This is a genomic window from Streptomyces sp. MGP-P1, assembly GCF_057766565.1.
Genome location: NZ_JBYMEM010000004.1, coordinates 82,506 through 94,820 on the forward strand (window position 1 = coordinate 82,506; position 12,315 = coordinate 94,820).

Below are 12,315 nucleotides of genomic sequence, written 5' to 3' on the forward strand. Positions count from 1 at the left end.
ACGGGCTCAGCGCAGGACGCCCTCCAGGAAGTCGCTGCCGAGCCGGGCGACGACCGTCAGGTCCAGTTGGTGCAGGACATAGCGGCCGCGGCGGCGCGTCGTGACCAGGCCGGCCTTCTTGAGCATGGAGAGATGGCGGGAGACCTCGGGGGAGGTGATGCCGTTGGAGTCGGCCAGCTCGCCGGTGGTGTACGGGGAGCGGGCCAGGTTGCGGCAGAGCCGCATCCGCATCGGGTGGGCCAGCGCCTCCAGGCGCAGCTGGAGCAGTTCCACGGAGGCGGGCGCCGGCAGGTCGGGCAGATGGACCGGGTAGTGGATCACCGGCCGCCAGCCCGGGGCGTGCAGCACCATCAGATGCGGCCAGCCGAAGCTGGTCGGGATGAGCGTCAGGCCCCGGCCGACGCCCGGGTCGACGGCGGTGGTCCGGCCCTCGGAGAGCTTGTCGACGTTGATCCGGCCCGCGCCCTCGTCCAGCGTCACGGCGGCCGACACCGCCCCGACCGCGTCGGCCAGTCCCTTGCGCCGCAGCAGCTCCGTCTTGTGCCGGGCGTCGGCGACCAGCTGGACGGAGACCCGGCGCCAGGTGTCGGCGAAGAACGCCTGGTCGCAGTCCTCGAAGAGCCGCCGGACCCAGCCGCGTACGGAGGCGGGGTCGGCCAGCAGCCGCCGGGTGAAGTCCATCTGCTGCGGGCCGCGCGCCGCCGCCAGGTCCAGGGCACGGCCCCGCATCCCCGCGTCGTTCAGCGGTGAGGGCGATCCGGCCCCGTAATGGCTGGCGCAGGTGAACTCCAGGGCCGCGGCGACGAACCGCTCGTCGTCCAGTTTGTCCAGCAGGTCCAGGTCCTCGGCGAGCGTCGCCCCGGTCCTCCCGTCGCCGCCCCGGATCCCGGCGAACGCCATGAACACGTCGGAGAAGGTGTTCCGCCAGAGAAACTCCGCCTCCAGCAGCCGGTCCGCGAGGTCGGGTTCCAGGGCCGTCGCGGTCGCGGTGGCCCAGCCGTGCAGCCCCGGATGGTGTCCGGGCTCGGCGAGCGCGTGCAGGGCGAGGCCCAGTTCGGCCAGGGGAGAGGTCGCGAAAACGACGCGGTCGGCGGGCAGGCCCGCGATGTCTATGTGCACGCTCACCTCTCCATAGTGGGGGTACGCGGGCGGGCCGTCGTGCCATTTGACGGGGGCCGTCAATCCATGCGCGCCGCCGCCGTGACCCGCACAGGCTGGGCCGTATGAACGTCACCCAGCAGTACCTGCTCGACCTCCACCGCACGGCCCGGCTGTCGGAGCCCGCACCCCCGCCCCCGGGCCGCCACGACCGCTCGGTCCTGCGCGACCTGTACCGCGGCCTCCGCAGACCCGGCGTACCTGGCACACCTGGCGGGCCGGGCGCTCCCGGCGCACCCAGCCCGTCCGGCGTTTGAGGACGGAACCCCGAGGCCGGGGGCGGGTCACTCGACAGGGTCCACCTGCCCGGCGCACCCAGCCCGTCCGGCGTTCGAGGACGGAACCCCGACGCCGGGGCCCGGCCGCGCGACAGGGCCCCGAGGCCGGGGCGGCCGCTCGACGAACTCCTACCGCGCCAGGTACCCCACGAACCCCGCCACCGCGTCCCGCACATCCTCGGCCGACCACTCAAGACCCGCCGCCGCCACCGTCACCTCGGTGCACGAGACCCCGGGCGGCAGCCCCGCCCCGGCCGACCCCGCGAACCAGCGCCGGAACAGCGTCACGCCCGTCTCCTCGGCCTGCCGCACCGACGCCTCGTCCAGCACGTCGGCCCCGTACGGCAGCCAGACCTGGAACTGATGCGTGTGCGGCTGCTCCGGCCGCACCCGGAACCACGGCACCCCCGACGCCGCGAACCCCTCCGCCAGCGCCCCGGCCACCACCTTCGCGTGCGCCACGTACGCCGGGAGGCGAGGCAGCTCCCGCTCCAGGCCCAGCAGCGCGGACAGCGCCGCCGGGTACTGCTGGAAGAGCTGCCCCCCGTACCGGTGGCGCCACACCCGGGCCTCCTCCACCAGCGTGGAGGGGCCCGCCAGCACCGCGCCCGACAGCCCGTCCAGGGACTTGTAGAACGACACGTACACGCTGTCCGCGAGGGCGGCGATCTCCGACAGCTCCCGCCCGAAGTGCGGCGCGCACTCCCACAGCCGCGCCCCGTCGAAGTGGACCACCGCGTCCCGCTCCCGGGCCGCCTCCACCACCGCCGTCAGCTCCTCCCAGGACGGCAGTACGAACCCGGCGTCCCGCAGCGGCAGCTCCAGCATCAGCGTCCCGAACGGCTCGGGGAACTCCCGGACCTCCTCGGCGTCCGGCAGCCGGGGCTCGGACGTCGGATGGACCGTGCGCAGCCCGCTCACCGCGCCCAGCGCCCCGCCCTCGTGCAGCTCCGGGTGGGACAGGGGATGCAGCGCCACCGTCGCGTTCCCCGTACGCCCCGCCCAGCACCGCAGCGCGATCTGCTGGGCCATCGTCCCGGTCGGGAAGAACGCCGCCGCCTCCATCCCCAGCAGCCCGGCCACCCGCCGCTCCAGATCGGCGACGACCCCGCCCCCGTACACATCGGTCCAGTCCTCCGGGTCGTGTACGGAAAGGGCGTCGGCGGCCAGCGCCGCCAGCCGCTCGCCCAGCGTCCCGTCCGCCCCCACCCGGGCCAGCGTCCGCCGCGACGCCCGCCAGGCGGTCAGCCGTCGCCGTCGCCGCTCCTGCTCATCCATGGTCGCCATGGGACGATCATCACCCGGGCCATCGACCGCGCGCCCGCCGATTTCCGCCCGGTGTCCCGGCCGGTCCGGAGCCCCGCCGGGGTCGGGGCGGGGTCGCGGAGGAGCCGGGCCGGGGGCGCGACCGGGGTCGGACGGTGTCGGGCCGGAAAAGTTATCCACAGGCTGTGGGTGGCCGGAGGGCTTCGCCGAAACGCTGGCGTAGCATGCAGAGAAATCGTCCGGTACCCCCCGCGGACTGGAACGGAAGGCCATCGCCGCGTGAACTCACCAGTTTCGAAGGAACCCCTCGACGCGAGGGACCGCCCCGCCCGACTCACGGTCGGCGTCGTCGGTGCGGGCCGGGTCGGACCCGCCCTCGCCGCCTCCCTCCGGCTCGCCGGGCACCGCCCGGTCGCCGTGTCCGGGGTATCCGACGCCTCCCGGCGCCGCGCCGCCGAGCTGCTCCCCGACGTGCCCCTGGTGGAGCCCGCCGAGGTGCTGGCCCGCGCCGAGCTGGTGCTGCTGACCGTCCCCGACGACGTGCTGCCCACGCTGGTCGAGGGCCTCGCCGAGACCGGCGCCGTACGGCCGGGCCAGCTGCTCGTCCACACCTCCGGGCGGTACGGGGCGAGGGTGCTGGACCCCGCGCTGCGGGCCGGGGCCCTGCCGCTCGCGCTGCACCCCGCGATGACGTTCACCGGCACCGCCGTCGACGTGCAGCGGCTCGCGGGCTGCTCCTTCGGCGTCACCGCCCCCGAGGAGCTGCGGCTCGCCGCCCAGGCCCTGGTCATCGAGATGGGCGGCGAGCCGGAGTGGATCGCCGAGGAGTCCCGCCCGCTCTACCACGCGGCCCTCGCCCTCGGCGCGAACCACCTGGTCACCCTGGTCGCCCAGTCGATGGAGCTGCTGGCCAAGGCCGGGGTCGCCGCCCCCGACCGGATGCTCGGCCCGCTGCTCGGCGCGGCCCTGGACAACGCCCTGCGTTCCGGCGACGCCGCGCTGACCGGCCCGGTCGCCCGGGGGGACGCCGGCACGGTCGCCGCCCACATCGGCGAGCTGCGCGAGCACGCCCCGCAGGCGGTGGCCGGATACCTCGCGATGGCCCGCGCCACGGCCGACCGGGCGCTCGCCCACGGCCTGCTCAAGGCCGAGCTGGCCGAGGACCTCCTCGTCGTCCTGGCCGACCAGGAACGCCGCCCCGGCGGCCCCGGACCGGGGGAGACCCGATGACGCCGATCACCAGCGGGATGATCACCGGCCGGACGATCACCAGCGAGACGGTCACCGGCCGTACGGCCCCGGCCTCGGCACCGACCACCGGCCGTATGGCCCCGGTCCCGGCGCCGATCACCGGCCGTACGGGTCCGGTCCCGGCGCCGATCACCGGCCGTACGGGTCGACCGGTCCCGGGGCCGACCACCGGCCGCACGGCTCCGCCCCCGCCCCCGGCGCCGACCACCGGCCGCACCGGACCCGGGGAGACCCGATGACGCGCACGGTCCGGCCCGCCCTCCTGCGCACCGCCGCCGAGCTGGACGCGCTGTCCCGCCCCGCCGGGGCCGAGCGGGCCGTCGTCATGACGATGGGCGCGCTCCACGAGGGCCACGCCGCCCTGATCCGGGCCGCCCGCGCGGCGGCCGGTGCGGGCGGCCAGGTCGTGGTCACCGTCTTCGTGAACCCGCTCCAGTTCGGCGAGGCCGCCGACCTGGACCGCTATCCGCGCACTTTGGACGCCGACCTGGAGACCGTCGCGGCGGCGGGGGCCGACGCGGTCTTCGCCCCCGGCGTGGACGAGGTCTATCCGGGCGGGGAGCCCCAGGTACGGATCACCGCCGGCCCCATGGGCGAGCGCCTCGAAGGCGCGGCCCGCCCCGGGCACTTCGACGGCATGCTCACCGTCGTCGCCAAGCTCCTCCACCTCACCCGCCCCGACGAGGCGTTCTACGGGCAGAAGGACGCCCAGCAGCTCGCCCTGATCCGCCGCATGGTCCGCGACCTGAACTTCGGCGTCCGGATCACCGGCGTGCCCACCGTCCGGGACGCGGACGGCCTCGCGCTTTCCAGCCGCAACCGCTTCCTCACCGCCGCGGAGCGGCACACCGCGCTCGCCCTGTCCCGCGCCCTGTTCGCGGCCCGCGACCGGCTCGCCGCCCAGCAGGCCCTGCACGAGCGGGCCCGGGCCACCGCGCCCGGCGGCGACCGGGCGGCCGGGCTCAACAGGCTCGGCGAGGCCCGCGCCGCCGCCGACGCCCAGGCCGTGGCGCTGGTCCGGCCGGGCGGGGCGCCCGCAGCCGTCCGGGCCACGGCCCGGACGATCCTGGAGGAGGCCGCCGCCCGGGAAAGGGCGCCGCTCGCCCTCGACTACCTGGCCCTGGTGGACCCGGCGGACTTCACCGAGATCCCGGACGACCGCGAGAGCGGGGAGGCGATCCTCGCCGTCGCGGCCCGGGTCGGGGACACCCGCCTCATCGACAACATCCCCCTCACCTTCGGAGCCCTGACGTGACCGGAATACGGCTGACCGCCCCCGCCCCCGGCTGGGCCATCGACGCGGACGTCGTGGTGGTCGGCTCCGGTGTCGCCGGGCTCACCACGGCACTGCGCTGCGCCGCCGCCGGCCTGGACACCGTCGTCGTCACCAAGGCCCGCCTCGACGACGGCTCGACCCGCTGGGCCCAGGGCGGCATCGCCGCCGCGCTCGGCGAGGGCGACACCCCCGAGCAGCACCTCGACGACACCCTCGTCGCGGGCGCGGGCCTCTGCGACGAGGAGGCCGTGCGCACCCTGGTCACCGAGGGCCCCGACGCCGTACGCCGGCTGATCACCACCGGCGCGCACTTCGACACCACCGACAACGGCGACATCGCGCTGACCCGCGAGGGCGGCCACCACCGCCGCCGCATCGCCCACGCGGGCGGCGACGCGACCGGTGCGGAGATCTCCCGCGCCCTGGTCGGCGCGGTCCGCGAGGCCGCCCTGCACACCATCGAGAACGCGCTGGTCCTGGACCTGCTCACGGACGCCGAAGGCCGTACGGCGGGCGTCTCGCTGCACGTCATGGGCGAGGGCCAGCACGACGGCGTCGGCGCGGTCCGGGCCCCCTCGGTCGTCCTGGCCACCGGCGGCATGGGCCAGGTCTTCTCCGCCACCACCAACCCCCCCGTCTCCACCGGCGACGGGGTGGCGCTCGCGCTGCGGGCCGGGGCGGAGGTCTCCGACCTGGAGTTCGTCCAGTTCCACCCGACCGTCCTGTTCCTCGGCGCGGACTCCGAGGGCCAGCAGCCGCTGGTCTCCGAAGCTGTACGCGGCGAGGGCGCGCATCTCGTCGACGGCGACGGCGTCCGCTTCATGCTCGGACAGCACGAGCTGGCCGAGCTGGCCCCCCGCGACATCGTCGCCAAGGGCATCACCCGCCGCATGCTCGACCACGGCGCCGAGCACATGTATCTCGACGCCCGGCACTTCGGGGCGCGGATGTGGGAGCGGCGCTTCCCCACCATCCTGGCCGCCTGCCGCTCCCACGGCATCGACCCGGTGACCGAACCGATCCCGGTCGCCCCGGCCGCGCACTACGCCTCCGGCGGCGTCCGCACCGACCTGCGGGGCCGCACCACCGTCCCCGGCCTGTACGCCTGCGGGGAGGTCGCCTGCACCGGTGTGCACGGGGCCAACCGCCTCGCGTCCAACTCCCTCCTGGAGGGCCTGGTCTTCGCCGAGCGCATCGCCGCCGACATCGCCGGGGCCCGCCCGCCCCGCACCGAACCGGCCGGAAGCCCGGACGCCGGCGACCCCGTGCCGCTGCTGGCCCCCGAGGCCCGTGCGGCGATCCAGCGCGCCATGACCCGGGGCGCCGGAGTCCTGCGCTCCGCCGACAGCCTGGCCGCCGCCGCCGAGGAGCTGGAGACCCTGCACCGCGAGGCCGCCGCCGACGCGGAGGGGCCGGGCGGCGCCAAGGCGGTCGTCCCCGGGGTCGACGCCTGGGAGGTCACCAACCTGCTCCTGGTCTCCCGGGTCCTGGTCGCCGCCGCCCGGGACCGCGAGGAGACCCGCGGCTGCCACTGGCGCGAGGACCGGCCCGACCGCGACGACGCCCACGGCCGGGGCCACCTGGTCGTCCGTATCGCGCCGGACCGCACCCCGGTCGTCCACCGCACGGAGACCGCCGCGTTCCCGCCCGTACGCCCGTCGGATTGAGCAGACTGCTGGAAGCAGCCGCACCGCCGGACACCCCAGGGCGGCACCGGCGGCACACGAGAATCACCCGCCCCACCCGCCACGCCCCCGAGGAGCCGTCACCGTGAGCACGCCCGAAGAGAATCCGCGCCCCACACCCGTGGACGTACCGCTGATCAGCGTCGGCGCGCCCGCATCCTCCGTACCGGCGGAAGGCGGCTGCGGCGACGGCTGCGGCTGCGGCGGTGAGGACGGATTCGACCCCGAAGCCCTGGAGTGCGGCCTGGACCCCGCGCTCGCCCTGTTGCTGGCCCGGGCGGGGCTCGACCCCGTCCAGGTCGAGGACGTCGCCCATGTGGCGATCGAGGAGGACCTCGACGGCGGGGTGGACGTCACGACCGTGGCGACCGTCCCGGAGGACGCCGTGATCACCGGTGACTTCACCGCCCGCGAGGCGGGCGTGGTCGCCGGGCTCCGGGTCGCCGAGGCGGTCCTGTCGATCGTCTGCACCGAGGAGTTCGAGGTCGAGCGGCACGTCGAGGACGGCGACCGGATCGCCCCCGGCGAGAAGCTGCTGACCGTCACCACGCGCACCCGCGACCTGCTGACCGGCGAGCGCAGCGCGCTGAACCTGCTCTGCCGCCTCTCGGGCATCGCGACCGCCACCCGCGCCTGGGCGGACGTGCTGGAGGGCAGCAAGGCCAAGGTCCGCGACACCCGCAAGACGACGGCGGGCCTGCGCGCGCTGGAGAAGTACGCGGTGCGCTGCGGCGGCGGCGTCAACCACCGGATGTCGCTCTCCGACGCGGCCCTGGTCAAGGACAACCACGTGATCGCCGCGGGCGGCGTCGCCGAGGCCTTCAAGCGGGTCCGCGCCGAGTTCCCCGAGCTGCCCGTCGAGGTCGAGGTCGACACGATGGACCAGGTCCGTGAGGTGCTGGACGCGGGCGTCGACCTGATCCTGCTGGACAACTTCACCCCGGCCGAGACCGCCGAGGCCGTCGCCCTGGTCGCCGGCCGGGCGATCCTGGAGTCCTCCGGCCGCCTGACCCTCGACTCGGCCCGCGCCTACGCCGACGCGGGCGTCGACTACCTCGCGGTCGGGGCGCTCACCCACTCCTCGCCGATCCTCGACATCGGCCTTGACTTCCGCGACGCCGACGCCTCCGCCACCGACGGGGCCGACGCCTGATGCTGCTCACCATCGACGTCGGCAACACGCACACGGTCCTCGGCCTCTTCGACGGCGAGGAGATCGTCGAGCACTGGCGGATCTCCACGGACGCCCGCCGTACCGCCGACGAGCTGGCCGTCCTGCTCCAGGGCCTGATGGGCATGCACCCGCTGCTCGGCATGGAACTGGGCGACGGCATCGAGGGCATCGCGATCTGCGCCACCGTCCCCTCGGTCCTGCACGAACTGCGCGAGGTCACCCGCCGCTACTACGGCGACGTCCCCGCCGTCCTGGTGGAGCCCGGCGTCAAGACGGGCGTGCCGATCCTGATGGACAACCCCAAGGAGGTCGGCGCGGACCGCATCATCAACGCGGTCGCCGCCGTCGAGCTGTACGGGGGCCCGGCGATCGTCGTCGACTTCGGCACCGCCACCACCTTCGACGCGGTCTCCCCGCGCGGCGAGTACACCGGCGGGGTGATCGCCCCCGGCATCGAGATCTCGGTCGAGGCCCTCGGCGTCAAGGGCGCCCAGCTCCGCAAGATCGAGCTGGCCCGGCCGCGCAGCGTGATCGGCAAGAACACCGTCGAGGCGATGCAGTCCGGCATCGTCTACGGCTTCGCGGGCCAGGTCGACGGGGTGGTGGCCCGGATGAAGAAGGAGCTGGCCGCCGACCCGGACGACGTCACCGTCATCGCGACGGGCGGCCTTGCTCCGATGGTGTTGGGGGAGTCCTCGGTCATCGACGAGCACGAGCCGTGGCTGACGCTCATCGGGCTGCGCCTGGTGTACGAGCGGAACCTCTCCCGGACGTAGGGGGCGTTCTGCCGGAACCGGGCGGTACCTGCGGCGACGGCCCGGGACGAGGGCCGGGACATCCCCGGGACACCCCCGGGATGCGCCGCGCCACCGACGACCAGTTAAACGGATTTTGTCCATTTAGCACGTATTGTCGCGTTATGCCCACGCCCTACGGTTCACGAGGCGGCATGGCGTTCAGCGCGGACGAGCTGCGGGTGCTCCGACGTGCCCTCGCCATCGCCCTCCACCCCATGCCCCTGTCCGACGAGGACGTCCAGGACTGCCTGCGGCTCGCCGGCTCCGTGGACGAGGCGGCCGGCGAGGCGGGTCGGCTGCGAGCGTTCCTCCTAGCCGACCTCGCCCGCTACCGCAACGCCCTCCCCGGCTCCGCCGCCGGCTACCTGGAGCTGCTCCAGGACGCCCTGGCGGCCGGCTACGATCCCCGCCCGGACGATCTGGCCGCCCTGCGGGCCCTGCGAGGCGGGCGGCTCGCGGCGGCCCTCCTGGAGCGCTGCCAGGTGCTCGCCGAGCGTTCCGTACGGGCCCGGCTCGCCGGCCGCTCCGCCGGACTCACGGCCCCCGGTCCCCGCAGCCGGCTGCTCGCCCTGCCCGGCGGCCGCGCCGCCGACCGGGAGCCGGACCGGCCCAGGACCCCGGCCGCCCCGGACCGCCCGCAGAAACCCGGCGACCGCCCGATGCCCAAGCCCTCCGAGGTCTTCCCGCCGCGCCGCCGCCCCGCGCCGCCGCCGTCCGAGGAGCGGGCGGCCGGCTGACCTCCGCGCGGTGTCCGACGCGGCGGCCTCCCACCGGGAGGTCGCCGCGTCGGGCCGTTCCGGGCTCGCTACTCTGGACGGCATGGACTACGTATCCGCGCTCGTGCCCCCCGTGGTGATGGCCGTCTTCTTCATCGCCCTGATCGTGATCATCGTCAAGAGCCAGGGCGGTCCGAACAAGACCAAGGAGGACGCCGTGGTGGACGCGGCGCTCGCCCGCGCGGAATCCGTGAAGCAGACCGCTCGTCCGGAGAATGCCTGAGCGCGCGAGCGGCCCGTCCGCCCCGCGATCCTCCCGACGCGCACCCCCTGAGCGCACGACTCACCGGAGCCGTGCGCTCTTTCGCTGCGTAAATGCCAGAACATTCAGGACATCTGGCACTAAAGTGATTCTGTGCCCCGCCCATTGGGAGACCTCGAAGACGCCGTGATGACACGCGTCTGGCAATGGAACCGACCGGTCACCGTGCGGGAAGTCCTTGAGGACCTTCAGCAGGAACGGTCCATCGCCTACACGACCGTGATGACGGTAATGGACAATCTCCATCAGAAGGGCTGGGTCCGCAGGGAAGTCGACGGCCGGGCCTATCGATATACGGCCGTCTCCACCAGGGCCGCCTACTCGGCCGCACTGATGAACGAAGCCTGGTCACGCAGCGACAACCCCGCCGCCGCCCTTGTCGCGTTCTTCGGCATGATGTCCGCCGAACAGCGCGAAGCACTGCAGGACGCCGTTCGGATGGTTTCCCCCAGCCCCGCCGAAACCCCCGGCAACCCCGCGGAACCGACCGTCGGCGCCGAGGGAGATGACGCCCCGGCCGATGACGTGCCGCCGGAGAGCGGGAGATAGCGTCGGGGCATGTCCTCAGAGCAGCCGCAAAACGATCCGGATACCGAACTCCATACCGACCCGTCGGTAAATAAGCCCGCCATCACCGTCCGTCGGGCCAGGACGAGTGATGTCACGTCCGTACGACGACTCCTCGACGGGTACGTGTCCGGAGGCATCCTGCTCGACAAAGCGACCGTCACCCTTTACGAGGACATCCAGGAGTTCTGGGTCGCGGAACGCGACGAGGACGCGACGGTCGTCGGCTGCGGCGCACTTCATGTCATGTGGGAAGACCTGGCGGAAGTGCGGACCCTTGCCGTCGACCCCCGCATCAGGGGCGCGGGAGTCGGACACCTCGTACTGGACAAGCTCTTGCAGACCGCGCGATGGCTCGGTGTCCGCAGGGTTTTCTGTCTCACCTTCGAAGTGGACTTCTTCGCGAAGCACGGCTTCGTCGAGATCGGGGAGACGCCTGTGGACACCGATGTCTACAGTGAGCTGCTGCGTTCGTACGACGAGGGCGTCGCGGAGTTCCTCGGTCTCGAACGAGTGAAGCCGAACACCTTGGGCAACAGCCGGATGCTTCTGCACCTGTGATCTGCAGAAGGACCTGCAACCCTATGTCCGAATCGCGCACGTTTCCTGTCTTCTCGCGCTGCTGAACCTCTGCAGGGGGTTTGTGTTTTCGAGGGAAAAGCGGTTTCCTTTCCGCGTACTCCATTTTCGATGAAAGGAAATCCCGTGGCACAGAAGGTTCAGGTCCTTCTTGTCGATGACCTCGACGGCGTCGAGGCCGATGAGACCGTCACGTTCGCCCTTGACGGCAAGACGTACGAGATCGACCTCACCACGGCCAACGCGGACAAGCTTCGCGGCCTTCTCGAGCCCTACACCAAGGGTGGACGTCGCACCGGTGGCCGTGCCGCCACGGGCCGTGGCAAGGGCCGCGCCGTGGCCGGCGGTAACAAGGACACCGCGGAAATCCGCCGGTGGGCGCGGGAGAACGGCCACAATGTGAATGACCGCGGCCGCGTTCCCGCCGAGATCCGCGAGGCTTACGAGAAGGCCAACGGCTGATCCGTTCCACCCCTTGTCGGCGCCCCGGAACGGGCGCGTGACAGCCGGACCCGATGGCATTCGGTTGCCGCGGCGTCCACCAGGCGTACGAGATCGGGGGCATCCCCACCGCTGCTCCCGAAGCCCGCGAAGGCCGGCAGTATCCTCTCGGGCGCACGCCTCGGCTCTGGGGGCCGCAGCCACACGGCGGCCCCCGGCGAGTCCCCCGGGGCGCCCGGGAGAGGCGGGGCCGTGACGCGGCCCCCCGCGCCCACGGCGGTCAGGTCCACTGCGACCGGGCCCCATTCCAGCCAGTCGAGCAGCCCCGGCAGCTCATCGGCGCCGCCCGCGGCGACCAGCAGCCCCATCCGCGTACCGGACAACAGAACGGGACCGGTGCGCACCCCGCGCCGCAGCACGGCGTGACCGGCCTCGGCGGGCAGCTCCAGCACATCGAAGAGCGTCCCGGTGAGCAGTCGCAGCGGAGTCCGCCCCGCGGTGGCCCAGCCCAGCTCCCTCGCGTACCGGTGAGCGAGTGCGGCATCGGCCGAACCCGGAGCGGCATCGGGTGAGGATCGGGGCTGGGGGACGGTGGGAGACATGTCCGATGAACCGCCGAACCGCCTCCGAAGTTACGCAGGGTTCCCAGAGTGTCACTTTCAGTCCTGGACGCGGGGGCGCGCGAGAGCATTCAGCAGCGCAAGGATGTTCGCCCGTAGCGGAGGGAACCGGGGCGCGCCGCATGGACTGTCAGTGATTGCGGGTAAGACTTTCCTAGTGGGAAGGGGCGACACGCTGGCCGAGG

At 73.5% G+C, this 12,315-nt stretch carries 15 protein-coding genes; 12 read left to right on the forward strand and 3 right to left on the reverse strand.

The annotated features are described in order from the left end of the window. Positions 1-6: 6 nt before the first annotated feature. Complete coding sequence (locus tag AC3CH1_RS08115) at positions 7-1,119, reverse strand: DUF5937 family protein (protein WP_488462459.1); 1,113 nt, start codon at positions 1,117-1,119, stop codon at positions 7-9. Positions 1,120-1,223: 104 nt separating this feature from the next. On the opposite strand from AC3CH1_RS08115, the gene AC3CH1_RS08120 reads away from it, so the two are divergent. Continuing rightward, the gene (locus AC3CH1_RS08120) at positions 1,224-1,415 is read left to right on the forward strand and encodes a hypothetical protein (RefSeq protein WP_488462294.1); all 192 of its coding nucleotides are present in this window, start codon (positions 1,224-1,226) and stop codon (positions 1,413-1,415) included. Between the two features lie 150 nt (positions 1,416-1,565). On the opposite strand, the gene AC3CH1_RS08125 is transcribed toward AC3CH1_RS08120, so the two are convergent. Beyond that, on the reverse strand, positions 1,566-2,723 hold the full coding sequence (locus AC3CH1_RS08125; RefSeq protein ID WP_488462295.1) for a threonine aldolase family protein: 1,158 nt from the start codon (positions 2,721-2,723) through the stop codon (positions 1,566-1,568). A gap of 258 nt (positions 2,724-2,981) precedes the next feature. On the opposite strand from AC3CH1_RS08125, the gene AC3CH1_RS08130 reads away from it, so the two are divergent. From AC3CH1_RS08130 to AC3CH1_RS08180, 11 genes are all read left to right on the forward strand, one after another. Further along, entirely contained in the window at positions 2,982-3,932 is a 951-nt protein-coding gene (locus tag AC3CH1_RS08130; RefSeq protein WP_488462296.1) for a Rossmann-like and DUF2520 domain-containing protein, read from the forward strand. Continuing rightward, entirely contained in the window at positions 3,929-4,192 is a 264-nt protein-coding gene (locus AC3CH1_RS08135; protein ID WP_488462297.1) for a hypothetical protein, read from the forward strand. Before AC3CH1_RS08130 ends, AC3CH1_RS08135 begins: the two co-directional genes overlap by 4 nt. Then, positions 4,189-5,208, forward strand: a complete 1,020-nt coding sequence (gene panC / locus AC3CH1_RS08140) for a pantoate--beta-alanine ligase (protein WP_488462298.1) — start codon at positions 4,189-4,191, stop codon at positions 5,206-5,208. The genes AC3CH1_RS08135 and panC overlap by 4 nt, the downstream gene beginning before the upstream one ends. After that, positions 5,205-6,896, forward strand: a complete 1,692-nt coding sequence (locus AC3CH1_RS08145) for an L-aspartate oxidase (protein WP_488462299.1) — start codon at positions 5,205-5,207, stop codon at positions 6,894-6,896. Before panC ends, AC3CH1_RS08145 begins: the two co-directional genes overlap by 4 nt. A gap of 103 nt (positions 6,897-6,999) precedes the next feature. Further along, a complete protein-coding gene (nadC, locus tag AC3CH1_RS08150) occupies positions 7,000-8,067 on the forward strand; it encodes a carboxylating nicotinate-nucleotide diphosphorylase (RefSeq protein ID WP_488462300.1) in 1,068 nt (355 codons plus the stop codon). Beyond that, positions 8,067-8,864, forward strand: a complete 798-nt coding sequence (locus AC3CH1_RS08155) for a type III pantothenate kinase (RefSeq protein ID WP_488462301.1) — start codon at positions 8,067-8,069, stop codon at positions 8,862-8,864. Before nadC ends, AC3CH1_RS08155 begins: the two co-directional genes overlap by 1 nt. A 173-nt stretch (positions 8,865-9,037) precedes the next feature. Further along, positions 9,038-9,622 carry a hypothetical protein gene (locus tag AC3CH1_RS08160; protein ID WP_364874888.1) on the forward strand — a complete coding sequence of 195 codons (585 nt, stop codon included), beginning with the start codon at positions 9,038-9,040 and terminating at the stop codon, positions 9,620-9,622. Positions 9,623-9,704: 82 nt separating this feature from the next. Continuing rightward, on the forward strand, positions 9,705-9,884 hold the full coding sequence (locus AC3CH1_RS08165; protein WP_097967278.1) for a hypothetical protein: 180 nt from the start codon (positions 9,705-9,707) through the stop codon (positions 9,882-9,884). A gap of 168 nt (positions 9,885-10,052) precedes the next feature. Next, entirely contained in the window at positions 10,053-10,472 is a 420-nt protein-coding gene (locus AC3CH1_RS08170; protein ID WP_488462302.1) for a BlaI/MecI/CopY family transcriptional regulator, read from the forward strand. A gap of 9 nt (positions 10,473-10,481) precedes the next feature. Next, entirely contained in the window at positions 10,482-11,051 is a 570-nt protein-coding gene (locus AC3CH1_RS08175; protein ID WP_488462303.1) for an amino-acid N-acetyltransferase, read from the forward strand. 144 nt (positions 11,052-11,195) lie between these two features. Further along, a complete protein-coding gene (locus tag AC3CH1_RS08180; RefSeq protein ID WP_003968298.1) occupies positions 11,196-11,531 on the forward strand; it encodes a histone-like nucleoid-structuring protein Lsr2 in 336 nt (111 codons plus the stop codon). Here AC3CH1_RS08180 and AC3CH1_RS08185 read toward each other — a convergent pair. Next, positions 11,510-12,112: an SCO3374 family protein gene (locus AC3CH1_RS08185; protein WP_488462304.1), complete on the reverse strand. Its 603-nt coding sequence runs from the start codon at positions 12,110-12,112 to the stop codon at positions 11,510-11,512. The genes AC3CH1_RS08180 and AC3CH1_RS08185 overlap by 22 nt on opposite strands. Positions 12,113-12,315 lie beyond the last annotated feature (203 nt).